Source organism: Bradyrhizobium sp. BWA-3-5 (genome assembly GCF_032917985.1).
Classification (GTDB): Bacteria; Pseudomonadota; Alphaproteobacteria; order Rhizobiales; family Xanthobacteraceae; genus Bradyrhizobium.
This window is the reverse complement of sequence record NZ_CP136626.1, coordinates 1682651-1704668: the sequence shown is the minus strand read 5'-3', so window position 1 is coordinate 1704668 and position 22018 is coordinate 1682651. Positions and strand designations below refer to the sequence as shown.

General features: G+C 64.2%; 19 protein-coding genes and 1 pseudogene. 10 read left to right on the top strand and 10 right to left on the bottom strand.

Annotation, left to right across the window (positions count from 1 at the left end):
* Positions 1 to 196 precede the first annotated feature (196 nt).
* Both RX331_RS08255 and RX331_RS08250 read right to left on the bottom strand, forming a co-directional pair.
* Positions 197 to 1372 carry an FAD-dependent monooxygenase gene (locus tag RX331_RS08255; RefSeq protein ID WP_317256105.1) on the bottom strand — a complete coding sequence of 392 codons (1176 nt, stop codon included), beginning with the start codon at positions 1370 to 1372 and terminating at the stop codon, positions 197 to 199.
* 187 nt (positions 1373 to 1559) lie between these two features.
* The gene (locus RX331_RS08250; protein WP_317256104.1) at positions 1560 to 2978 is read right to left on the bottom strand and encodes an FAD-binding oxidoreductase; all 1419 of its coding nucleotides are present in this window, start codon (positions 2976 to 2978) and stop codon (positions 1560 to 1562) included.
* 134 nt (positions 2979 to 3112) lie between these two features.
* Between RX331_RS08250 and RX331_RS08245 the strand changes: the two genes are divergently transcribed.
* Complete coding sequence (locus RX331_RS08245; protein ID WP_317258060.1) at positions 3113 to 3598, top strand: thioesterase family protein; 486 nt, start codon at positions 3113 to 3115, stop codon at positions 3596 to 3598.
* Positions 3599 to 3602: 4 nt separating this feature from the next.
* On the opposite strand, the gene RX331_RS08240 is transcribed toward RX331_RS08245, so the two are convergent.
* Positions 3603 to 5135, bottom strand: a complete 1533-nt coding sequence (locus tag RX331_RS08240; RefSeq protein WP_317256103.1) for a helix-turn-helix domain-containing protein — start codon at positions 5133 to 5135, stop codon at positions 3603 to 3605.
* Positions 5136 to 5297: 162 nt separating this feature from the next.
* On the opposite strand from RX331_RS08240, the gene RX331_RS08235 reads away from it, so the two are divergent.
* Positions 5298 to 6140 carry a class I SAM-dependent methyltransferase gene (locus tag RX331_RS08235; protein WP_317256102.1) on the top strand — a complete coding sequence of 281 codons (843 nt, stop codon included), beginning with the start codon at positions 5298 to 5300 and terminating at the stop codon, positions 6138 to 6140.
* A gap of 75 nt (positions 6141 to 6215) precedes the next feature.
* On the opposite strand, the gene RX331_RS08230 is transcribed toward RX331_RS08235, so the two are convergent.
* Entirely contained in the window at positions 6216 to 6389 is a 174-nt protein-coding gene (locus RX331_RS08230; RefSeq protein ID WP_317256101.1) for a DUF1328 domain-containing protein, read from the bottom strand.
* A 285-nt stretch (positions 6390 to 6674) separates the two neighbouring features.
* Between RX331_RS08230 and RX331_RS08225 the strand changes: the two genes are divergently transcribed.
* The 4 genes from RX331_RS08225 to RX331_RS08210 all read left to right on the top strand — a co-directional run bounded on the left by RX331_RS08225 (position 6675) and on the right by RX331_RS08210 (position 12341).
* Positions 6675 to 9287, top strand: coding sequence for an ATP-dependent helicase (locus tag RX331_RS08225; RefSeq protein WP_317256100.1), 2613 nt, complete (start codon positions 6675 to 6677; stop codon positions 9285 to 9287).
* Positions 9288 to 9414: 127 nt separating this feature from the next.
* Positions 9415 to 10347, top strand: coding sequence for an ABC transporter ATP-binding protein (locus tag RX331_RS08220; RefSeq protein WP_317256099.1), 933 nt, complete (start codon positions 9415 to 9417; stop codon positions 10345 to 10347).
* A 157-nt stretch (positions 10348 to 10504) separates the two neighbouring features.
* Positions 10505 to 11266 carry an ABC transporter permease gene (locus RX331_RS08215; protein ID WP_317256098.1) on the top strand — a complete coding sequence of 254 codons (762 nt, stop codon included), beginning with the start codon at positions 10505 to 10507 and terminating at the stop codon, positions 11264 to 11266.
* Positions 11267 to 11552: 286 nt separating this feature from the next.
* On the top strand, positions 11553 to 12341 hold the full coding sequence (locus RX331_RS08210; protein ID WP_317256097.1) for a L,D-transpeptidase: 789 nt from the start codon (positions 11553 to 11555) through the stop codon (positions 12339 to 12341).
* Positions 12342 to 12350: 9 nt separating this feature from the next.
* Here the strand turns inward: RX331_RS08210 and RX331_RS08205 are convergent, their stop codons facing one another.
* Both RX331_RS08205 and RX331_RS08200 read right to left on the bottom strand, forming a co-directional pair.
* Positions 12351 to 12809, bottom strand: coding sequence for a DUF6691 family protein (locus tag RX331_RS08205; RefSeq protein ID WP_317256096.1), 459 nt, complete (start codon positions 12807 to 12809; stop codon positions 12351 to 12353).
* A 2-nt stretch (positions 12810 to 12811) separates the two neighbouring features.
* On the bottom strand, positions 12812 to 13237 hold the full coding sequence (locus RX331_RS08200) for a YeeE/YedE family protein (RefSeq protein WP_317256095.1): 426 nt from the start codon (positions 13235 to 13237) through the stop codon (positions 12812 to 12814).
* Positions 13238 to 13383: 146 nt separating this feature from the next.
* Here RX331_RS08200 and RX331_RS08195 point away from each other — a divergent pair.
* Positions 13384 to 13781 (top strand): annotated as a pseudogene (locus RX331_RS08195) (carboxymuconolactone decarboxylase family protein).
* A 26-nt stretch (positions 13782 to 13807) separates the two neighbouring features.
* Here RX331_RS08195 and RX331_RS08190 read toward each other — a convergent pair.
* The gene (locus RX331_RS08190; RefSeq protein ID WP_317256094.1) at positions 13808 to 16069 is read right to left on the bottom strand and encodes a fused MFS/spermidine synthase; all 2262 of its coding nucleotides are present in this window, start codon (positions 16067 to 16069) and stop codon (positions 13808 to 13810) included.
* Between the two features lie 185 nt (positions 16070 to 16254).
* Between RX331_RS08190 and RX331_RS08185 the strand changes: the two genes are divergently transcribed.
* On the top strand, positions 16255 to 17856 hold the full coding sequence (locus RX331_RS08185; RefSeq protein ID WP_317256093.1) for an NAD(P)/FAD-dependent oxidoreductase: 1602 nt from the start codon (positions 16255 to 16257) through the stop codon (positions 17854 to 17856).
* Positions 17857 to 17924: 68 nt separating this feature from the next.
* Here the strand turns inward: RX331_RS08185 and RX331_RS08180 are convergent, their stop codons facing one another.
* Positions 17925 to 18083 (bottom strand): hypothetical protein, encoded by a 159-nt coding sequence (locus tag RX331_RS08180; protein WP_317256092.1) that lies wholly within the window; start codon positions 18081 to 18083, stop codon positions 17925 to 17927.
* 433 nt (positions 18084 to 18516) lie between these two features.
* Entirely contained in the window at positions 18517 to 18678 is a 162-nt protein-coding gene (locus tag RX331_RS08175) for a Flp family type IVb pilin (RefSeq protein ID WP_317256091.1), read from the bottom strand.
* Positions 18679 to 18881: 203 nt separating this feature from the next.
* Between RX331_RS08175 and RX331_RS08170 the strand changes: the two genes are divergently transcribed.
* Positions 18882 to 19772: a 50S ribosomal protein L11 methyltransferase gene (locus tag RX331_RS08170; protein ID WP_317256090.1), complete on the top strand. Its 891-nt coding sequence runs from the start codon at positions 18882 to 18884 to the stop codon at positions 19770 to 19772.
* 7 nt (positions 19773 to 19779) lie between these two features.
* Here the strand turns inward: RX331_RS08170 and RX331_RS08165 are convergent, their stop codons facing one another.
* Positions 19780 to 19959: a hypothetical protein gene (locus tag RX331_RS08165; RefSeq protein WP_317256089.1), complete on the bottom strand. Its 180-nt coding sequence runs from the start codon at positions 19957 to 19959 to the stop codon at positions 19780 to 19782.
* 194 nt (positions 19960 to 20153) lie between these two features.
* Between RX331_RS08165 and RX331_RS08160 the strand changes: the two genes are divergently transcribed.
* On the top strand, positions 20154 to 21989 hold the full coding sequence (locus RX331_RS08160) for an aminopeptidase P family protein (protein ID WP_317256088.1): 1836 nt from the start codon (positions 20154 to 20156) through the stop codon (positions 21987 to 21989).
* Positions 21990 to 22018 lie beyond the last annotated feature (29 nt).

The window sequence follows — 22018 nt, the reverse complement described above, 5'->3', positions numbered from 1 at the left end:
GGCGGCGTCGTGTTGAAACGAGGCTATGTTTGAAACGGAATTGGGATCGCCGCCACAATGTGCAACCTGTGAGCGAATAACGTTTTCGCAGGCGCTTGCCTGCCACTTCCGGTTTCACCACGAAGGTGGCAGGTCACGAGCGCCTTTGGGACGTGGACTCATTCCACGCAGCCATAGCCAAATGAAGCGGTAGCAATCAAACGACCAGCGCTGCGTCGTGCTGATAGAGCCAGCCGATATTGGAGAGCGACCGGTCGCCGCTGTGGGCCATCAATTCGTCGCGCTTTTGCTGTTCCGGCCCGTCGGGCAGATGGAAGCGAATGCGATTGGCGGCGCTCTGCTCCTGCAGGCGAGTGGCGCGCGGCTTGCGTACCGTCTCGTAACGTCGAAGCGCGCCCGGCACGTCATCAGGCATCGCATTCAGAAGCGACGCCAACGCCGCGCCGTCCTCGATCGATTGCGCGGCGCCCTGCGCCATCATCGGCAGCATGGGGTGGCAGGCGTCGCCCAGCAGGGTGACGCGACCTTCCGTCCACCGCGGCAGCTCGGCGCGATCGTGCAGCGCCCAAATGAAGGTTTCGGGGAATGCTTCAATAAGGCCGCGTACGACGGGATGCCAGCCCCCGTAGCGCTGAAGCAATTCGGCAACGTCCCCGCGGTCGGTCCACGACTCGGCGGTCCAGTTGCCATGTTCGACAACGCAGACCACGTTCATCAACCGGCCGGCGGAAACCCAGTAATGGACGCAGTGACCGCCGGGCCCCAACCAGTTGTGCGAGGCCACCTCGATGTCGAGATGAGCGATGCGTCCGGCCGGCACCAGCCCGCGCCACGCCACGCAGCCGGTGAAGCGCGGCTTTTCGGGCCCAAAGATGATGTTGCGTACGCGGCTGTGAATACCGTCGGCGCCGATCAATAGATCAGCTTCGGCAGACGTACCGTTGTCAAAGCGCGCCGTCACCCTGTCGCCGCGCTGCTCCAAGCTGAGCAGTTTGTGGCCGACATGCAGTCGTCTCGGCGGCAGGGCGTCGGCCAGCAGATTAGCCAGGTCAGCGCGGTGAAAGTGATAGTAGGACGCGCCGAATTGTGCCTCGACCTCGGGACCGAGCGGCGCCCGCTGCAGGGTTCGGCCATCATCCCAGCGCCGCTGATGCACCGCGAGGGGGCGCACGCCGACGGCGTCCATCGCCGGATTTAGCCCGAGGCGAGCCAACAACCTGGAAGCGTTGGGGCTGATCTGGATGCCGGCGCCGATCTCGGCCACGCGCGGCGCCTGCTCATAGACATGGACATCGAGCCCGACCTTGAGAAGCTGCAGCGCGGCGGAGAGTCCGCCGATGCCGCCACCGATCACCGCGACCTCAAGGCTCATGCAACTCTTCCGGCCATCCTGCTAGACGGTTGAGGTTTTATCGAACGTATTTCAAAAGCACTGAGGCGTCTACTTCGGCTCTTGGCCCATAGCGTCGTTTCGTTGTGGCGCGTCAGTTGGGCCGCTGTCGAAACGAGTGGTGATTGAGCAGGCCGCGTTCGCCGAACCGGATTTGTTCATGCACATCCTACCCCACCGGCACGATCTTGCCGGGATTGAAAATGTTCTGCGGATCGAGCGCCTGCTTGAGCGCGCGCATGGCATCGATCGCCTCGACGCCGAGCTCGGCCTCGAGGTATTTCTGCTTGCCCTGACCAATGCCGTGCTCGCCGGTGCAGGTGCCGCCCATCGCCTGCGCGCGTTCGACGAGGCGATGCATGAACTCCTCGCCGCGCGCCATTTCGTCCTTGTTGTCGACGTCGCAGACCAGCGAGCAGTGGAAATTGCCGTCGCCGACATGGCCGACGATCGGCGACAGCAGATTGAGCCGCTTCAAGTCTTCCTCGGTCTCGGTGACGCAATCGGCGAGCCGCGAGATCGGCACGCAGACGTCGGTCGCCACCACGCCGGCGCCGGGACGCAGCGCCTTGACGGACCAATAGGCGTCGTGCCGGGCCTGCCACAGCTTGGTGCGGTCCTCCGGCCGGGTGGTCCAGGTGAAATCGCCGCCGCCGCATTCCCTGGCGATCTCGCCGAAATTCTTCGATTGCTCGGCGACCTCGACCTCGCTGCCGTGGAATTCCAGCAGCAGCAGCGGCGTCTCCGGCAATGTCAGCTTGGAATAGGCGTTGCAGGCGCGCACCTGCTCGGCATTGAGCAGCTCGATCCGCGCCAGCGGAATGCCGGTCTGGATGGCGAGGATGGTGGCCTGGCAGGCGCCGCGCACGGTCTCGAACGAGCACGCCGCGGCCGCGATCGTCTCGGGAATGCCGCGCAATTTGATGGTGAGCTCGGAAATGATGCCGAGCGTACCCTCGGCGCCGACGAAGAGATGCGTCAGGTCGTAGCCGGCCGAGGATTTCTTCGCCCGCGTCCCCGTCGTGATGATCTCGCCGTCGCCGCGCACCACTTTCAACGCCAGCACGTTCTCGCGCATGGTGCCGTAACGCACCGCATTGGTGCCGGAGGCTCGCGTCGAGGTCATGCCGCCGAGCGAGGCGTCGGCGCCGGGGTCGATCGGGAAGAACAGGCCCTGGTCGCGCAGATGCTCGTTCAGCGCCTTGCGGGTCACGCCGGGCTGGATCACGCAGTCGAGATCCTCGGCATGGACTTCCAGAATCCGGTTCATGTCGCGGAGATCGATACAGACACCGCCGGCCGGCGCATTGACCTGGCCCTCCAGCGAGGTGCCGGTGCCGAACGCAATTACGGGAACGCCATGTTTGGCGCAGATCCGCACCACGTCCTGGATATCCTGGGTTTCCTGCGCCATCACCACCGCATCCGGCGGTTGGGTCGGTAGCCACGTGGTGGTATGGGCATGCTGCTCGCGCACCGATTGCGACGTAATCAGCCGGTTGCGGAACTTCGCCGCCAGGGCCTCGACCGCGCTTGCCACCGCCTGCGGTTCCGGCCGCTTCACACTACCCGATATCGTCGTCGCCACGTTCAAATTCCTCCCGAATTTGAGCGGACCGTGGCAAAGGATATAAGGGGGGTCAAGAGCGCGAAACCAACAAGGGATGGACGATGACGACCGGCGCCACGGCCAGAGAAAACCAAGAAAACAGCCTGAAGGATATGCCGCTGCCGCCGGCTCCGTTTGTGTCCTCGATCATGCAGATCGAGCCGCAATGGATCGACTATAACGGCCACCTCAACATGGCTTATTACAACGTGATGATGGACCGGGCGATCGATGAAATGTGGCTGCAGCTCGGCATCGGGCCAGCCTACATGAAGGAACGTCAGTGCTCGACCTTCACCGCCGAGGCCCATGTGCGTTACGTGCGCGAAATCCATCTCGGCGATCCCGTGCAGGTGACGGTCTATCTGCTCGAAAACGACGAGAAGCGGTTGCATACGTTCGAGGAGCTGCGCCACGCCGGCGAAGGCTGGCTGTCCGCCACCTCGGAGAACATGACGCTGCATATGGACATGAAGGCGCGCAAGGTGGCGCCGTTCCCGCCTGACATCCGCGCGCGCATCGCGCAGGTGGTGGCCTCCCACGCCGCGGTGCCGCGGCCGGAGGGCATCGGCCGCACGGTCGCCATGCCCCGGAAGTAGCGGTTCAGGCCGGCAGCCCGGCCTCCTGCAGTGCGCCGACTACCAGATCGCACTGGCTTGGCGGCAGCGGCGGCATGCCGCGCTGCACTTCCGATACCGTCAGATCGGGATAATGTTGCCGTAGCCGGTCCAGGCTGCGGCGGGCCTCTCGCGCCTGTCCGGCGAGCACGTGCGACGGGCACAGCGTCCGGTGCACCCAGCTTGCCGACGGATGCTCGGCAAGCGCACGCTCCTGCCAGCGCGCACCCTCGGCATATTGACCGGCGGTGAAGAACGCGCAGCCGATCCCGACCATGCTGTTGAACGCCAGTGGATCATGGGGCGCGAGGTCCAGCGCAATTTTGAAGCGCTCGATGGCGGACTGCGGAACGCCCTTGTAGACGTCGATCCATCCGCTGCGGCTCCACGCCCAGGCCGACCCGCCGTCGATCGCAAGCGCCTTGCGCGTGACCAGATCGGCGGCATCGAACTCCCTCAGCAGCGACAGCGCGTTGCCGAGGATGGCGAGCACGGTGGCATCGCCGCCGAGCGCCCTCGCCCGGTACGCCAGCTCAAGACTGCGGGCGCGCTCCTGCTGCGGCGCGTGGGTGAAGTGATAGACTGCGCGCTGGACATGGGCCCAGGCCGCCAGTGCAGTGGCAAGCGGCTGGTTCGGATCTTCTTCCATGGCGTGATCGAGCATTTCGAGTGCGCGGGCATTGCCGCATGCATCGAGCGAAAGCACGCCGGGCATCGCGCGCAGCGCCAGATCCTGCGCGCCGAGACTGGCCGCCGGCTTGCGCAGCGCACGGTCGATCTCCGCCAGACGCAAGCAGGACTGCAGCGCCGCGGCGATCCTGGCCGCGAGATGCTCGGTCGTTGCGATGTCGCCGTGCAGGACGCCCTCGGCGCGATGTGCCCAGAGCTGGCCGCCGGTTTCGGTGTCGATCAGGCGGATGGTCAGGCGCGCTTGCGTCCCCGCCCCGCGGATCGCCCCGCCCAGATGATAGCGCGCCGCCGCCGACCGCGTGGCAACTGCCAGTCCCACTCGGACGAGCGCGGCCGTGAGATCGTCGGCGATATCGGCCGCCAGTGCGAGGTGTTCGGCCGCGGCCTCGATCGGCCCGAACGCGATCATCACCCGGTCTCGCGCCGGCACGAGCAGCGAGGGCATGGCGTCGAGCGCATCCGCAAGCACGGCCTGCCGCTTCAGCGTCCGCGACGGGGTTTCGCCGTAGCGACGGCGATAGGCGATCGAGAACCGTCCGAAATGCGTGAAGCCGCAGCGCAGCGCTACGTCCATGATCTTGACGCCGGGACTGCCCTGCAACAGCTCGCGGCGGGCGCAATCGAGCCCGATCTCGCGCAACACGGCGCGCGGGCTCTTGCCGAGAAAGGTGAGAAACTGGCGTTGCAGGGTTCGGGCGGAAACGCGGGCGATGCCGGCAAGCTCGGCCAGACGCCAATTGTAGCCGACATTGGCCCGCATCGCATCCAGCGCACGCTTGACACCGCGCGGCAACGGCGAGGCCGCCGAGATCCCCTGACTGATAATCATCGGTAACTCCGAAGCCGCCCTCGTGGTGAGTCCTCGGACCGGCCGAAAGGTTCACGAAACGGATAGCCCTGTCGCAAAACGGATAGTCCCAGGCGTCCCCCTTGGCCTAAGCCGGCGTCACGCTGAAATCGGCAAATTCACCTGCCTCAAAGGAGAAGTGACATGGCTACCACCGCCACTGCCCAGGCCCAGCAACCCGGCCAGATCGACCTTTCCGCCCTGAAAACCCGCCAGCACGGCGCCTGGTCATCCGGCGACTACGCCGTCGTCGGCACCACGCTGCAGATCGTCGGCGAGGAACTGTGTGAGGCGCTCGACTTACGCGCCGGCCAGAAGGTGCTCGACGTCGCCGCCGGCAACGGCAACGCCACGCTGGCCGCGGCGCGCCGCTGGTGCGACGTCGTCTCGACCGACTATGTGCCGAGCCTGCTCGAGCGCGGGCGGGCCCGCGCCGCGGCGGAGGGCTTGCCCGTCCAGTTCAAGGAAGCGGATGCCGAGGCGCTCGATTTCGGCGATGCGACGTTCGATGCCGTGCTCTCGACCTTCGGCGTGATGTTCACGCCGGACCAGGACCGCGCCGCCTCGGAGCTCTTGCGGGTGTGCAAGAGCGGCGGCAAGATCGGCCTCGCCAACTGGACGCCTGACGGCTTCATCGGGCAATTGTTCAAGACGCTCGGCAAGTACCTGCCGCCGCCGGCCGGCGCGAAATCGCCCGCGCTATGGGGAACGCAGGCGCGCATCATCGAGATGTTCGGAACGTCGGCGGCCTCGGTCAAGGCGGAGAAGCGTCACTTCACGTTCCGCTACAAGTCCCCGCTGCATTTCCTCGACGTGTTCAGGAATTACTACGGCCCGACGCTGAAAGCCTTTGCCGCGCTTGACGAAACCAACCAACGCCGCCTTGCTGACGACATCCTGAAGCTGATCGCGTCGATGAACCGCGCCGAGGACGGCACCATGGTGCTGGAAAGCGAATATCTGGAAATCGTCATCGTCAAACGCTGACGCAAATCCGGAAGGATCTGGCGGCGGCGGCCATTGGCCGTCGCCGCCGATTTTGCAATGGGCGTCAGACGCCCGCTAGACGTTGCTGCGTCCGCGGACCAACCCGACGACCGCCGAGATCAGGAACAGGATGACGGCGATAAAGAAGATCGCCTTGGCGATTTCGACGGAGGCGCCGGCGATGCCGCCGAAGCCCAGAACACCCGCGATCAACGCGACGATCAGAAATGTAACGACCCAGCTCAGCATGATATGACCTCGATTGCTGTTGCTCCGTTCGATGGCGGCTGCGGCGTTGCGCACCGACTGCAGGATCAATACGGGCCGGTAATGTTGGTTCCGGGCGCCGGAATCGCGAAATTTGACGATTCTAGCGGAACAAAATCGCCGTTCGCGGGCGAAATCAGGCCGGCAAATGCGCCGGGATAAACCTGTCAAAACGGCCTGATAGGCCCTATATGGCCCATAATCCCTGCTATGAAGGCTCCCCTTTACCGCCTCACGGTGCCATCGTGGGGCCGAGACGATTCGAGAATGACCGAGCCGAGCAAACTGCCTCATCGTGGCGTCCCCGAGCACCAGCCCGCCGCTGGCGGCATTGCCGCGCGGGCGCGCGCCGCGGCGGGCCCGCAATACCTGAACGGACTCAACCCCGAGCAGCGCGAGGCGGTGGAGACGCTGGATGGGCCGGTTCTGGTGCTCGCCGGCGCCGGCACCGGCAAGACGCGCGTGCTGACCACGCGCATCGCCCACATCCTGAGCCAGGGCCGGGCACGCCCGCAGGAAATCCTATCCGTGACCTTCACCAACAAGGCCGCGCGCGAGATGAAGCTGCGGCTCGGCCAGATGCTCGGCCAGGCCGTGGAAGGCATGCCCTGGCTCGGCACCTTCCACTCGATCGGCGGTCGCATCCTGCGCTTCCACGCCGAGCTGGTGCAGCTCAAGTCCAATTTCACGGTGCTCGACGTCGACGATCAGGTCCGCCTGCTCAAGCAGCTTCTGCAGGCCGAGAACATCGATGACAAGCGCTGGCCGGCGCGCATGCTGGCCGGGCTGATCGACGGCTGGAAGAACCGTGGCCTCGCGCCGGGCCAGGTTCCGGCCGGTGAAGCTGCGATGTTCGCCAACGGTAAAGGCGGAAAACTTTACGCCAGCTATCAGGAGCGGCTGAAGATTCTCAACGCGGCCGATTTCGGCGATCTGCTGCTGGAAAACATCCGCCTGTTCCGCGAAAACCCTGACGTGCTCCGGCAGTACCAGGGCCGGTTCAAGTTCATTCTGGTCGACGAATATCAGGACACCAACGTCGCGCAGTATTTGTGGCTGCGATTATTGTCACAGGCGCCGTCGCGGCCGGGCGTGCCGCTGTCGGCGATCATTCCGGGAGATCTAACCTCGCCCCGCTTGCGGGGAGAGGTCGGATTGCAAAGCAATCCGGGTGAGGGGGACTCTCCGCGTGCTGAACTCGTGGAGACAGCCCCTCACCCCGCCCCTGTGAAGGACGGGGAGAAGGAGAAGACGCCACCCAAGAACATCTGCTGCGTCGGCGACGACGACCAGTCGATCTACGGCTGGCGCGGCGCGGAGGTCGACAACATCCTGCGCTTCGAACACGATTTTCCCGGCGCGAAAGTCATCCGCCTCGAGCGCAATTACCGCTCCACCGGCCATATCCTCGCCGCCGCCTCGCATCTGATCGCGCACAATGAGGGCCGGCTCGGTAAGACTTTGCGCACCGAGGATGTCGATGGCGAGAAGGTCACGGTGACAGGCGCCTGGGATTCGGAAGAAGAAGCCCGCGCCATCGGCGAGGAAATCGAGGAACTGCAGCGCGCCGGCGAAAACCTCAACGAGGTCGCGATCCTGGTGCGGGCCTCGTTCCAGATGCGCGAATTCGAAGATCGTTTCGTCACGCTCGGCCTGCCCTATCGCGTGATCGGCGGCCCCAGGTTCTACGAGCGCGCCGAAATCCGCGACGCGCTGGCCTATTTGCGCGTGATCAATTCGCCCGCCGATGACCTCGCCTTCGAGCGCATCGTCAACGTGCCGAAGCGCGGGCTTGGCGATGCCACCGTGCAACTGCTGCACGACCACGCCCGCAAGCGGCGCATGCCGCTGTTCGAGGCAGCACGCGCCGTGGTCGAGACCGACGAGTTGAAGCCGAAGGCGCGCGGCAGCTTGCGCGATCTCATCATGCAATTCGACCGCTGGCGCGCCCAGCGCGATGTGACGGCTCACACCGAGCTCGCCGAAATCGTGCTCGATGAGAGCGGCTATACCGAGATGTGGCAGAAGGATCGCTCGGCCGATGCCGCGGGCCGGCTCGATAACCTGAAGGAACTCGTGCGCTCGATGGAGGAGTTCGAGAACCTGCAAGGTTTTCTCGAACACATCTCGCTGGTGATGGACCGTGACGGTGGCGCCGAGGAAGAGGCGGTGTCGCTGATGACGCTGCATTCGGCCAAGGGCCTCGAGTTCGACAACGTGTTCCTGCCCGGCTGGGAGGAAGGCCTGTTTCCGAGCCAGCGCACGCTCGACGAACAGGGCCGCGCCGGCCTCGAGGAAGAGCGCCGCCTCGCCCATGTCGGGCTGACGCGCGCCCGCCGCCGCGCAAAACTGTTCTTCGCCACCAACCGCCGCATTCACGGAACCTGGTCGACCACGATCCCCTCACGCTTCCTCGACGAACTGCCCTCGGCCAATGTCGAGATCACGGAATCCAAGGGTGGCTCTGGCTGGGGCGGCGCCGGCGGCTACGGCGCGTCGCGCTTCGACAACATCGAATCCTTCGGCTCCAGCTATTCCACGCCCGGCTGGCAGCGCGCGCAGGCCAACCGCAATCGCGGCCAAGGCGGTCGCGGCGGGGGCCAGGCACGCGGCGGCTTCGAGGAAAGCCAGTCGTCTTTCTCGCGCGGCGATGACTTCTCTGGCGGCTTCTCACGCGCCAAGCGCGGCCCGATGGTGATTGAGGGCGAGCTGGTCGCAAAATCCACCGGCACGGTTTCCGAGTTCGCGCTCGACGACCGCGTGTTTCACCAGAAATTCGGCTATGGCCATGTGGTTAAGATCGACGGCAACAAGCTGACCATCGCGTTCGAAAAGGCCGGCGAGAAGAAGGTGCTCGATAATTTCGTGGAGCGGGCCTGAAACGATAATTTTCTCCTCCGCGATTGCATAAGCGGCAAAACGTTCCTATCTCCCGGTTCCCACCCCTCCCCGCCTCGATCCGGCCGCCGCGCCGCCTTCGACGCAGGCCAATTCCGTTTGACTGCTCATGCTCGCGTCACCTCCCATCATATCCGTCTCGCACCTGTCAAAAACCTATGGCTCCGGTTTCAAGGCGCTGAAGGACATCAATCTCGACATCAGGCGCGGCGAGATTTTTGCGCTGCTCGGGCCGAACGGCGCCGGCAAGACCACGCTGATCAGCATCATCTGCGGCATCGCCAACTTAAGCGAAGGCAGCGTCACGGTGGGCGGACACGACATCAACCGCGACTATCGCGCCGCGCGCTCGCTGATTGGCCTCGTGCCGCAGGAGCTGCACACCGACTCTTTTGAAACTGTATGGGCAACGGTCAGCTTCAGCCGCGGCCTGTTCGGCAAGCCGAAGAACCCGGCGCATATCGAGAAGGTGCTGAAAGATCTCTCGCTATGGGACAAGAAGGATTCCAAGATCATCACGCTCTCCGGCGGCATGAAGCGCCGCGTGATGATCGCAAAGGCGCTGTCGCACGAGCCGCAGATTCTGTTCCTGGACGAGCCGACCGCAGGCGTCGACGTCGAGCTGCGCAAGGGCATGTGGGACGTGGTGCGCGGCTTGCAGGCCTCCGGCGTCACCATCATCCTGACGACGCATTACATCCAGGAAGCCGAGGAGATGGCCGACCGCATCGGCGTCATCAACAAGGGCGAGATCATCCTGGTCGAGGACAAGGCCGGGCTGATGCAGAAGCTCGGTAAAAAACATTTGAAGCTCTATCTGCAGGGCAAAGTCGACACGCTTCCCGCCTCGTTGGCTGCCTATAACCTCGAACTGTCCGATGACGGCCGCGCCGTGATCTATGATTACGACACCAAAGGCGAGCGTACCGGCATCACCAGTCTCTTGAGCGACCTCCGCAACGCCGGCATCCACATTTCGGATCTCGACACCAACCAGTCTTCGCTCGAAGACATCTTCGTCAGCCTGGTGCGGCAAGTTTGAAGTTCCTATCAGTCCCTTGCCGTACCCTCTTCATAGGAACTTCAAACTTCATGCCGCACCAGAATCATAATATGGCCAGCGCTCTGATTTCGAAGCTCGCATCAGGGGTTCAGCGACCGTTTGCAAGCTTCGAAATCAGAACGCTGGTGAAAGCACCATGAATTACCGTGCGATCCGCGCCATCTATCTGTTCGAAATGGCGCGCACCTGGCGCACGCTGCTGCAGAGCATCGTCTCGCCGGTGGTTTCCACCTCGCTCTATTTCGTGGTGTTCGGCGCCGCGATCGGCTCGCGCATCACCGAGGTCGAGGGTATCAGCTATGGCACCTTCATCGTGCCGGGGCTCGTGATGCTGTCGGTGCTAACGCAGAGCATCGCCAACGCCTCGTTCGGCATCTATTTTCCGAAATTTGTCGGCACGATCTATGAGATATTGTCGGCGCCGGTTTCCTATATCGAGATCGTGATCGGCTATGTCGGCGCCGCCGCGACCAAATCCATCATCCTCGGCGTGATCATCATGGCGACCGCGGCGCTGTTCGTGCCGCTGCACATCCATCATCCCATCTGGATGCTGACCTTCCTGGTACTGACCGCCGTGACCTTCAGCCTGTTCGGCTTCATCATCGGCATCTGGGCCGACGGTTTCGAGAAGCTGCAGATGATCCCGATGCTGGTGGTGACGCCGCTGACCTTCCTCGGCGGCAGCTTTTACTCCGTGAACATGCTGCCGTCGGGATGGCGCACCATCACGCTGCTCAATCCGGTGGTCTATCTGATCTCCGGCTTCCGCTGGAGCTTCTACGAGATCGCCGACGTCAGCGTCGGCCTCAGTCTCGGCATGACGCTCTGCTTCCTCGCCATCTGCATGGTGCTGGTGTGGTGGATTTTTAGGACCGGCTACCGGCTGAAGAATTGACGAACAGCGTCATTCCGGGGCGTGCGAAACACGAACCCGGAACTCGAGATTCCGGGTTCGACTCTGCGAGCCCCCCCGGAATGACGACTTGAGTGCTGAGCCTCCCGCTCGCGAAAATGTCAGCACTTTGCCGCCGATTGCGCCGTCCTGACGCCTTGTTTGCGCCGCCGGACGCGTTAACGATTGCAGATGCAGGCCACTGGAACCAGTGCCGCTTTCCGGGCATATTCATTCCCGGGGACGGAGAGCCGAAATTTTGTGCAGGGGCCTGGAGGCCAAAGGTAAAATGCGTTCCTTCCTCGTTGCCGTCACCGCCCTGACGCTGTTTGCCTCGGGTGCAGCTCAAGCCAAAGTCGCCATCACAGTCGATAAAGATAACCAGCAGATGACCGTCGCCGTCGACGGCGTCGAGCGTTACCGCTGGCCGGTGTCGTCGGGTATTCCTTCCTACGAGACGCCGAACGGCAGCTTCCGTGCCTTCCGCATGGAAGAGGATCATTACTCCAAGGAATTCGACGAAGCGCCGATGCCGCATTCGATCTTCTTCACGAAGATCGGCCACGCCATTCACGGCACGGATTCCGTCAACCGCCTCGGCTCGCCCGCCTCGCATGGCTGCGTGCGGCTGTCGCGCGCCAACGCCGCGACGCTATATGCACTGGTCAAGGAGCAAGGCGTGCTCAACACCACGGTGACCTTGACCGGCTCGTCGCAAGTGGCGCTGGCGCGCAATCCGCGGCAGCGCGGTAATACAGCCGTCGCCCGCCGCGCGCCGCTGCCGCAATATGAACAGCAACAGCAATACGATTCCGCCGCCGGCGATCCCGTCGTGATCACGCCGCAGCAGCAGCGCATCGCGCCGCAAGCGCGGGTCGATGACGGCTACATCTATCCGGCCGATGGTTCTTCCACCGAGGCGCGCTATCCGGCGCCGCCGAGCCGCCGCGGCTACGACACCCAGGCCTATCAGCAGCAACAGCCGCAATATTACGACAACCGCGGCTATGTGCCGGCGCCGCAGGGCTATTACTACCAGCCGCGCCAGCAATATTATCCGCAGCGCGGCCTGTATTAGGCCACAATTTCAGCCATCCGTCGCGCTCGCCAGGAGGCGCTGACGCTGCGCGCTCATCCTCGCCTGCTGCCAGATACCGTGGGCGATCATTCCGGCGGCCATTGCAACGACGAAGGCGATCAGGCCGGGCGAGAGCGTCGCCAGGCTCTCCAACGCCGGCCCCGGACATAATCCAACAAGGCCCCAACCGACGCCGAACAGCGCCGCGCCCGCCATTAGCGGCAGGTCGATGCCTGACTTGCTGGGCAGGAAATATTGCCCGGCCAGCCATGGCCGCGAGTTGTGCCCCGCCAGCCTGAAGCCCGGCACCGATACCGCCAGCGCCGCCGCCATTACTACGCCGAGACTCGGGTCCCACGCGCCGAAGATATCGAGAAAGCGCAAAACCTTGGTCGGCTGCACCATTCCTGAAATCAACAGGCCCGCGCCGAAGATCAGGCCGCACAGCAAAGGAGCGATAATCGCCATGGTCAGCCTCCCAGCACGTGATGCGTGATCGCGACGGTGATGACCGCCGTCGCCATGAACACAACCGTGGCGGCGATGGAGCGCGGCGACAGCCGCGCGATGCCGCAGATGCCGTGACCGGAGGTACAGCCGCCGCCGAGCCGCGTGCCGAACCCGACCAGCAGACCCGCCACGATGATGACGCCCCAGTTCGACGGCAGCTTCGGCGGCGACATGCCGTAACCGATCAGGCCGGCGATCACGGGCGCGAGAATGAGCCCGGCGATGAACGCGATGCGCCAGCCCTTATCCTCGCCGCGCAGATTGAGCAGGCCGCTAAAGATGCCGCTGATGCCGGCGATCCGGCCGGTCGACAGCATCAGGAGAACGGCGGAAAGCCCGATCAGAACGCCGCCAATCGCGGCCGATACGGGGGTGAAATTGGCCATGGGATTTCCGTAGGTTCGATGGGCACGCGCCAATCATAGGCGCGCTTGGCATGATGGCAACATCCGCAGAGCCGCCCTTGATCCATCGAATGCCGGCCAGACCCGCTGGTGGATATATCGTGCGCAGCAACCACAAGGCAAAATCAATGACCAATTGGCCGCAACAAACCACCGATTTGAGTGCTCTCCTGCGTAGTCTTCGCGGATCGGCCCCCGACGTCATGAAGGCGTTCGCGGGCATCGCAAAGGCGGCGACGGTTTCGAAGGCACTGGATGCCAAGCCAAGGAACTGATCGCGCTCGGCATCGCGGTCGCGGTGCGATGCGACGATTGCATCGCCTTTCACGTCAAGGCTTGCGTGGAGCAAGGCGCCACAAAGGAGGAAGTCAGCGAGACGCTGGGAATGGCGATCTACATGGGCGCGGGCCCGTCGGTCATGTACGCAAGCCACGCGCTGGAAGCGTTCACGCAATTCGAGGCCGCGGCGAAACCATCGGTCAAGCCGGCAGTAGTCCGCGAAGAGGAGGAAATCCGCCTCGAATGACAAAATTGCGCCTGACGGGCGCTCTCCTATTCCTCGCCGCGCCTGAGCCGCCGCCACACGGCGCCGAGCACGTTGGAATAATCGTCGGTCCAGACCCGCTGGTTGTCTTCGGCTTCGGTCAGCGCCCACTGGTCCGATGACGCCAATTTTCCGACGTCGGCCTCTTCCCGCGCCGAGACCACGACCGAGGTCGAGAAGATGTATTCGCTGTCGCGGCCAGTGTCCTCGCTGTAGACCCAGCTCTTCAGATCGTTGGCGTCGGCGATGCCGACGACGACGCTCGACAGTTCAAGATGGCGGTTGGAGACGTGCATCACGACAGCGCCCTGCGGCGCCAGCTTGGACTTGTAGATCTCCATCGCCTCTTCGGTCGCCAGATGAATCGGGATCGCATCCGACGAATAGGCGTCGACGATGATCAGGTCGTAGACCCCATCGGGCTCGCGCGCGAAGGTCAGCCGCGCATCGCCGATCACAGGCTCGATGTTCGGCTCGCAGACCGAAATGTAGGTGAAGAATTTCGGGTCGCGCGCGGTGTCGACCATGGTCTGGTCGATCTCGAAGAACTTCCACTCCTCGCCCGGCTCGGCGGCGCAGGTCAGCGTGCCAGAGCCGAGGCCAATCACGGCGACCCGCACCGGCGCGCCCTTGCGCTCGCGAACGGCCGTGATCGCCTGACCGATGCCGCCGTCCTTGTGGTAGTAGGTGATCGGCTCCGGCGGGCCCTTGACCGGCGTGCCGTCGTCATTCTTGAATTTCTCGGCGCCATGGATCGTGGTGCCATGCATCAGCACGTGATACTGGCCGTTCGGCGTCACGACAATCTTGTGGACGCCGAAGAAGCTGCGCACCGTCTCGACCCGCCCTTCATCGGCAGGGTAAGCGCGCAGGAGCACCAGCGCGACGACGACGGTGGCAAAGATCTTCCAGCGGCTGGCGTTGAGCGCGAGCGCCAGCAGCGCCGAGAGCACGCCGACCGCGCCGATCACCCAGACCCGGTTGGTGTCGAGCCAGATGAACACCTTGCCGGCGGACGACCAGGTCGGCGCAATCAACGCCACCGCCAGCGCGGCCAGGAACGGCCAGTACCATCGGCTCCAACGCGGCAGCCGCTCGTTGCTGGCGGGGCGGCAGAGTGCCGCGAGCGTCAGCAGGATCGGATATTCGGCGACCCAGGAGAAGGTGAACGGCGCGATCAGGCCGGCGAAGAGGCCGCCGACCATGCCGCCGAACGACAGCGCGACATAGAAGCCGGTGAGATATTTCGCCGCCGGACGGGTCCGTGCCAGTTCGCCATGACAGGCCATCGCGATGACGAAGAAGCACAGCTGATGGCCCCCGAGCGTCAGCAGCAAATTCTGCTCGCCGCCGACCGCGAGCAGCACCACGACGCCGGCGATCGCCAGCGGCTGCGCCAGCAGTATCCACTTGTGCGGCAAGAGCGGCCGCGACTGGAACACCAGCACCCAGGTCAAGAGATACAGCGACAGCGGCAGCACCCACAGCAAGGGCGCCGCGGCGACGTCGGTGGAGATGTGCGCGGTGACCGCGATCAACAGTCCCGACGGCACGGCAGCGAGGAAGATCCAGCGCGCCCGCAGAACCCATGACGGCGCTGGCGCGTCACCATCGTCAGCCGGCATGTTCAGCTCCGCCGCCTTTGCCGGCGCGCGCAGCAGCAGCACGCCGCAGCAAGCGATCAGGACGATCAGCAGGCCATAGCCGCCGGTCCAGATCAGGTTCTGCGTGCGCAATGTGAACATCGGCTCCAGCAGCACCGGATATGACAACAGCGCCAGGAAGCTGCCGATATTCGAGGAAGCGTAGAGGAAGTAAGGATCGGGGCCATTGGGATGGCCGGTGCGGACGAACCAGGCCTGCAGCAGCGGATTGTTGGCCGCGAGCGCGAAGAACGGCAGCCCGATCGACACCGCGAACAGGCCGAGCAGCCAGAACGCATAACCTGATGTCGGCGGATCGCCCCACCCGCTCGAGATCGAGAGCGGCAGCGTCAGAATCGCGCAGGTGAGCAACACCAGATGGACCGCTACGGGAATCGTGCGGTTACGGGCCTGCATCAGAAAATGCGCATAGGCATAGCCGCCGAGCAGCAGCGACTGGAAGAACACCATCGCCACCGACCACACCGCCGGGGAGCCGCCGAGCCGCGGCAGCACCATCTTGGTGAACAGGGGTTGCACCGAGAACAACAGCAGCGCGCTGACGAAAATCGCGGCGGTGTAGACGACCAGCACGACCCGGTTTCGCGAGGCAGACAGTTCAGTCATAAAAGCTCCGGCTTGGGCCCGGCGGGCGCCGGCTGCGGAAGTTCCGGCAGAGATACGCCAGAGACGCTGAATTGAGCATATGGCAACATGAGGGGCAATGCGGGATAAGGAGGGTCATTCCGGGGCGATGCGAAGCACCGCCCCCGCGAATCTCGCCCCTCTCATCAAACCTTCTTGAAGCGGACATGAACGAAACCGAAATCGTCATCATCGGTGCGGGGCATAACGGCCTCACCTGCGCGGCCTATCTGGCGATGGCCGGCCTGCGCGTGAAAGTTGTCGAGCGCCGCAAGGTGGTCGGCGGCGCTGCGGTGACGGAAGAATTCCATCCCGGTTTCCGCAATTCGGTGGCTGCCTATACGGTCAGCCTGCTCAACCCGCAGATCATTGCCGATCTCAAGCTCGCCGAGCACGGCCTGCGCATCGTCGAGCGCCGCGCGCAGAATTTTCTGCCCGCGCCGGATGGCAGCTATCTCCTCACCGGCGAGGGCCGCACCAAGGCATCGGTCGAGAAGCTCAGCCCGCGCGATGCCGCCACCATCGACACCTTCTCGCGCGAGCTGGAGGGGATTGCCGACGTGCTGCGGCAGTTCGTGTTGCGCGCGCCGCCGAATATCATCGAGGGGTTCGGTGTTGGCGCGATCCGCGAAGCCTTCAATGCGCTTGGCAGTGCGAGCATCCTGCGAAAACTTTCGCTGGAGCAGCAGCGCAGCCTGCTCGACCTGTTCACACGCTCGGCCGGCGAGATGCTCGATGAGCGTTTCGAGAACGACCTGGTCAAGGCACTGTTCGGCTTCGACGCCATCGTCGGCAATTACGCCAGCCCTTACGCCGCCGGCTCGGCCTACGTGATGCTGCACCATGCCTTCGGCGAGGTGAACGGCAAGAAGGGTGTCTGGGGCCACGCCATCGGCGGCATGGGCGCGATCACGCAGGCAATGGCACGCGCGGCGCGAGCGGCTGGCGCCGAGATCGAAACGGAAGCCGGCGTGCGCGAGGTGATCGTCGAGGGCGGGCGCGCCGCAGGCGTCATCCTCGACAACGGCAACTCCATTCGCGCGAAATACGTCGTCTCCGGCGTCAATCCGAAACTGCTCTATACACGGCTGGTGCCGTCGGGGGCGCTGGCGCCGCAATTTCTCGAACGCATCACGCGCTGGCGCAACGGCTCTGGCACCTTCCGGATGAATGTCGCACTCGACACCCTGCCGTCCTTCACCGCATTGCCTGGCGACGGCGACCATCTCACAGCAGGCATCATCCTTGCGCCCAGCCTCGGCTACATGGACCGCGCCTGGCAGGATGCGCGTGATCACGGCTGGAGCCGCGAGCCTGTAGTGGAAGTGCTGATCCCTTCGACGCTGGACAATTCCCTCGCGCCCGAAGGCCGTCATGTCGCCAGCCTGTTCTGCCAGCACGTCGCGCCGGAATTACCGGACGGAAAGTCGTGGGACGATCACCGCGAGGAAGTGGCCGATCTCATGATCGCGACCGTCGACAAATTCGCGCCGGGCTTTGGGAGAAGCGTGATCGGCCGCCAGGTGCTTTCGCCGCTCGACCTCGAACGGCAGTTCGGCCTGCTCGGCGGCGACATTTTTCACGGAGCGCTGACGCTCAACCAATTGTTCTCGGCGCGGCCGATGCTGGGCCATGCCGACTATCGCGGGCCGCTGAAGGGCCTCTACCATTGCGGCTCGGGCGCCCATCCCGGCGGCGGCGTTACCGGCGCCCCCGGCCACAACGCTGCCCGGACGATCCTTGGCGATCACCGCGCGCTGTTCGGATAACCTGCAGAAACGCTCAAGGCGCGACACCGGAAACCGGCGCCGCGCCTTGCCACGCGATCAAAATCAAATCAAACGGCGTCGTAGGCTTCGATCGGAAGCGAGCGCGATTCCCGCATCGATGTCGCCAGCGGCGACAGACCAGCCGACGTCGACGTGGTGGCCGACGGATAGCTGGCGTATGCGCTGAGCGCGCACATGATGGCAATGACTGCAGTAATTTTCTTCACGACGAATTCCCCCTGTGTTTTCGCTGCTGCTTGCAGCGTGCCACTTTGTGAGCTTTGGCCGCTTAAGGCCGGGTTCCATCAGGTCGCGCGGGCGGAATCATCGGTGGGCGCGGTAAATCGCGGGTGTAGGCGGTAGCGACGTAAACCCGATATTACCCATGATCCCATTTCGCATGGGTTCACGGATGTGGGCTCGGCGCGATAATGGGTGTAGACCCGGTGGGCGACAGGCGAGAACCCTGTGGATGAGCCTGTCGATAACCGCCGCCACCTCCGTGCAGAAGCCCGGCATGGCGCTGTGGATAACCTCTGTTAGCTACCTTCCCACGGGCTGTGGGTAAGCGGTCGGAAACGCGCGCGACCCTTCGATCCCGGAAAAAAAAGGGGCCGGACGTCGTGGCGCCCGGCCCCTGGAATGCCCTAAAAATCGCAATTACTTCAGCGAGCTGCTGATGTCGTTGAAGTTCGAGCTGAGCTTGGTGCCAACGCCCTGCACGGCGGTGATGATCGCGATCGCGATACCCGCTGCGATCAGGCCGTACTCGATGGCCGTGGCTCCCGATTCGTCCTTGAAGAATGACTTAATGATCGACATTGGCTGGTTCCGACCTAGGTTTATGTTTCCCGGAACCGAGGCTGCCCCTGCAGTTCCTGCTGGGGAACCTACGGAGAGGAATCTAAGGCTGCTTTAACAGAGGAACTGCAACTTTTCCGAGTAACACCGCATGAAATTTCCTCAAATTTGAACGAAACGACCGTCCTCGCCCGCAGATCTTTCTGTTTTCCTCTGGGTCTTCAATGGCTTCTCCCGCCTCTACACATCGCGTCCATTTTGCTGTCGGCGACGAGCATACAGCCAAGGGTACTGTCGATGCTCTCACCGAAGTTTTTTTTGAGGGGCAAGCCGCGATTGCCGCCTTCGAACGGCCCGATGGCCGATGGGACGTGACGGTGCATTTCGCCGATCCGCCCGATCAGCCGCTGGTCCGCGAAATCGTGGCCAACGCCGCCGGTCAGGAAGCCGCTGCAGGCATCACCTTCGACACTGTCGAAGCCAAGGATTGGGTCAAGGCCAGCCTGGAAGATCTCGTCCCCGTGCCGGCCGGCCGCTTCGTGATCCACGGTCAGCACGACCGCCCGCGAATCCCGCCTAACAAGCTCGGCATCGAAATCGAGGCGGCGCTGGCGTTCGGAACCGGTCACCACGGCACCACCCGCGGCTGCCTGCTGCTGCTTGATCATGTCCTGAAGGCCTGGCGCCCGCGCCGCGTGCTCGATCTCGGCACCGGCACCGGCGTCCTGGCGATCGCCGCCGCCCGGGCACTGCACGAAAAGGTGCTGGCCAGCGATATCGATCCGCCCTCGGTACAGGTCGCCCGCGAGAATGCCCGGCTGAACGTTGCGGGGCATCTGGTGCAGGCGATCCGGGCCACCGGCTTTGCCGCGCCGCAGATTGCGGCCGCCGCCCCGTTCGATCTGGTGCTGGCGAATATTCTCGCCAATCCGCTACGCCAATTGGCGGCGCCGATGGCCCAACATCTGGCGCCGTCGGCGATGGTCATTCTCTCCGGCCTTCTGACCCAACAGGCGCCCGCGGTGATCGCCGCCTATCGCGCCCGCGGCCTGGTGCCGCTCCGCCACCTCCGCATCGAAGGCTGGAGCAGCCTTTTGCTGCGCAAGGTGAATTGAGGTCCGGCTAGTCAGCGCGCGAATTCGGGGGCGACGGGCGCTGTTCTTCCGTCGACTGCTTGACGCGCGCTTCGGCGAACCGGTCTAGGATCTGGATGATGACGCCGCGCTGCTTTTTGTTGGCGACGGGGGTGACCGGGTGGTGCTCGCCCGGTGGTGAAATCTTTTCAAACGTGAAAGCAGGCATGGTGTATCCCCTCTTCGTTGAGTTGAAACACTCCTCAGGCCTCCGAATACTCTTGAACCGAACGGCCTCGCGGGTGCGCAAAATCGTTCGTCCGACTGACGCGGACGGATATATTCAAGCACGGTTTATGCCAAATTGTGGCGATCCCGGCCTGCATTGCGGATCGCTCCACCGAACTTTAGAATGAACACGCGATGTTCGAAGCTCACTTCCAGACATTCGAAGAACCCGAAGGCGGCGTCGCGCTCGCCGCGCGGCTGGCCACCTTCCGCGAGGAACTGGCACGGCGGAAGCTGACGGGATTCGTGATTCCGCGGGCCGATCAGCAGCAAAACGAGTATGTCGCGGCCTCCGAAGAGCGGCTGGCCTGGCTCACCGGATTCACCGGTTCGGCCGGCCTGGCGATCGTCCTGACCCGCGAGGCCGCCGTTTTCGTCGACGGCCGCTACACGCTGCAGGCCGCCAAGCAGGTCGACCGCAAGGCCTGGCATATTGAGCCGCTGGCCGAACCGCCGCCGGAGCACTGGCTCGCCAAGCATCTCGTCGCCGGCGACCGCCTCGGTTTTGACCCCTGGCTGCACACATCAGCGGCAGCCGAACGGCTGGCCGCGGCCTGCACCAAGGCCGGCGCGGAGCTGATCGCGGTGGAGAGTAACCCGCTGGATTCGGTGTGGCATGAGCGTCCGGCCCCGCCGCTCGGCCCGGTCTCGCTTCATGGCGCGCAGTTTTCCGGCGAGATCGAAGCCGAGAAACTCAAGCGCATCCGGCTGGAGATCCACAAGCTCGGCGTCGACGCGCTGGTGCTCTCGGACAGCCACGCGGTGGCCTGGGCCTTCAACATCCGCGGCGCCGACGTCTCGCACACGCCGCTGCCTTTGTCCTACGCGCTGGTGCCGAAGGACGGCCGGCCGACCATTTTCATCGACCATCGCAAGCTGTCGAACCTGACGCGCGACCATCTCGAACAATCCGCCGATGTGCGCGAGCCCGACGCGCTGGTGCCCGATCTGACGGAGCTGGCGCGCAGCGGCGCCGCGATTGCGCTCGACAACGCCACCGCAGCCGACGCGCTGAGCCGCCTGATCGCCGGCGCCGGCGGAAAACCGGTGCGCGGCAACGATCCGGTGAGCCTCTTGAAGGCGGTGAAGAACAGCACCGAGATCGAGGGCACGCGAACCGCGCACCAGCGCGACGCCGTGGCGCTCACGCGCTTCCTCGCCTGGATCGACCGCGAGGCGCCCTCCGGCGCGCTGACCGAGATCGACACCGTCGAGGCGCTGGAAACCTTCCGCCGCCAGACCTGCGCGCTGAAGGATGTTTCCTTTCCCACCATCGCCGGCACCGGCCCGAACGGCGCCATCGTGCATTACCGCGTCACCCGCAAGAGCAACCGGCGCATCGCACCAGGCGATCTCCTGCTGATAGATTCCGGCGCGCAGTATGAAGACGGCACCACCGACGTTACCCGCACGATCGCGATCGGCAATCCCACCGAGGAGATGCGCGACCGCTTCACCCGCGTGCTGCGCGGCCACATCGCGATCGCGCGCGCAGTGTTTCCCGACGGCACCACCGGCGCGCAGCTCGACTCTTTCGCCCGCCAGTTCCTGTGGCAGGCCGGCCTCGATTTCGAGCACGGTACCGGCCACGGCGTCGGCAGCTATCTCTCGGTGCATGAAGGCCCGGCGCGGATTTCGAAACTCGGGGTCACGCCGCTGAAACGCGGCATGATCCTCTCCAACGAGCCCGGCTACTACAAGACCGACGCCTACGGCATCCGGATCGAGAATCTCGAACTCGTCATTGGCGCCGATGTGCCGGGGGCCGAGAAACCGGTGAACGCGTTCGAGACGCTGACGCTGGCGCCGATCGACCGCCGCCTGATCGACGTCAACATGCTGAGCCCTACCGAGCTGAAGTGGCTCAACGACTACCATGAGCGCGTCAACCGAGCGGTGCGTCCGCACCTTAACGACAACGCCACCAAGCTCTGGCTGGACGAAGCGACGGCAGCGCTGCTGCCGCTTTAGTCACGTTGCCTCCGAGATTGTCGTCCTCC